Origin of the sequence: Parvibaculum sp. (genome assembly GCF_035511255.1) — a bacterium.
In the GTDB taxonomy this organism is placed as follows: Bacteria; Pseudomonadota; Alphaproteobacteria; order Parvibaculales; family Parvibaculaceae; genus Parvibaculum.
The window spans coordinates 1-1,670 of the sequence record NZ_DATKFR010000283.1; the positions used below are offsets into that span (position 1 = coordinate 1).

2 protein-coding genes are annotated in these 1,670 nt (G+C 66.8%); both read left to right on the forward strand.

The window, feature by feature from the left end; genetic code table 11:
* Positions 1–133: 133 nt before the first annotated feature.
* Complete coding sequence (locus VMR03_RS11310) at positions 134–1,342, forward strand: VWA domain-containing protein (protein ID WP_325405253.1); 1,209 nt, start codon at positions 134–136, stop codon at positions 1,340–1,342.
* A partial coding sequence (locus VMR03_RS11315) for an XdhC family protein (protein ID WP_325405255.1) occupies positions 1,339–1,670 on the forward strand: 332 nt, incomplete at its 3' end. The genes VMR03_RS11310 and VMR03_RS11315, both read left to right, overlap by 4 nt.

The following is a 1,670-nucleotide window of genomic DNA, read 5'->3' on the forward strand; positions in this document are numbered from 1 at the left end:
CTTTACCTCCCCCCTCGAGGGGGAGGTCGGAACGCGCAGCGTTCCGGGTGGGGGGGCTTCTTCGAAAGACTCTTTCTTCTTAGCCCGGAGCCTACCCCCCTCCCAACCCTCCCCCTCAAGGGGGGAGGGCTAGATGGCGAACGTTCAAACGGGCATATCTCAACCTTCAGGCCGCATCGCCGAGAACATCGTGCATTTCGCGCGGGTGCTTCGGCGCGCCGGGCTCAAGGCCGGGCCGCAGCAGGTGCTCGATGCGATTGCGGCGGTGGAGGCGGCGGGGCTTCGCTCGCGGGAAGACTTCTACTGGACGCTTCATGCGACGCTGGTGAAGAAGCACGAGGACCATCTGATCTTCGATCAGGCCTTCCACGTCTTCTGGCGCGACCCGCAACTCCTCGAGCGGATGATGGCGCTGATGCTGCCCGAGGTCGTGGCGCCCGAGGGCGAGGATCGCGACAAAGCCAACCGGCGCATTTCGGATGCCCTTTTTGGCAATGACGCGAAAGACCCCGAACCGGACGAACCCGACGTCGAGATCGACGCCAGCGAGACCTTTTCCGCTGCCGAGGTACTGCGCCGGAAAGACTTCGAGCAGATGACGGCCGCCGAACTCGCCGAGGCCAGGGCCACCATCGCAAGGCTCCGTCTGCCGCTCGACGAGGCCCGCATCCGGCGGACGGAGCCCTCGGCGCGAGGCCGGATCGTCGACATGCGCGCGACGCTTCGGGCAACGCTCAGGGCCGGCGGGATCATTCCGCTGAAGAAACGCGCCTATCGGAAACGCCGCCCGCCCCTCGTCGTGCTGTGCGACATTTCGGGGTCGATGTCGGCCTATAGCCGCATCTTCCTCCATTTCCTGCATGCGCTGACCAATGATCGCGACCGGGTGCATGTCTTCCTGTTCGGCACCCAGCTCACCAATGTGACGCGCGAACTCCGGCACCGGGACGTCGACGAGGCGCTGGCCCGGGTCTCCGCCGCCGTCGGCGACTGGGACGGCGGCACCCGGATCGGCGAGACGCTGCATCGCTTCAACGTCGACTGGGGCCGCCGCGTCCTCAGCCAGGGCGCCGTAGTCCTGCTGGTCACCGACGGGCTCGACCGGGACGCCGGCGAAGGCGTCGGGCCCGAGATCGCAAGGTTGCACCGGCAGTCGAAGCGCCTTATCTGGCTTAATCCGCTCTTGCGCTATGACCGCTTCGAACCGAAATCTCTGGGGATCAGGGCGCTCCTCCCGCATGTCGACGAGTTCCGTCCGGTCCATAACATCGCCTCGCTGGTGACGCTGATCGACGCCCTGAGCGCGCCCGCCACGGCGAAGCCCGAAAGGAGGGCTGCATGACCGACACGCCCAGCCGTGAATTCGACCATGAGAAAGTGCTCGAACAGGCCGCCCGCTGGAAGGCGGAAGGCCATGGGGTAGCGCTCGCCACCGTCATCGAGACCTGGGGTTCCGCGCCGCGCCCGGTCGGCAGCCAGCTCGCCATCCGCGACGACGCAGCCTTCATAGGCTCAGTCTCCGGCGGCTGCATCGAAGGCGACGTCGTCACCCGGGCGCTCGACGCGATGGAGAGCGGCAAGCCCGAGGTCCTCGAATATGGCGTCAGCGACGCAAAGGCCTGGGAAGTCGGCCTCGCCTGCGGCGGACGCATCCGGGTCTTCGTCGAGCC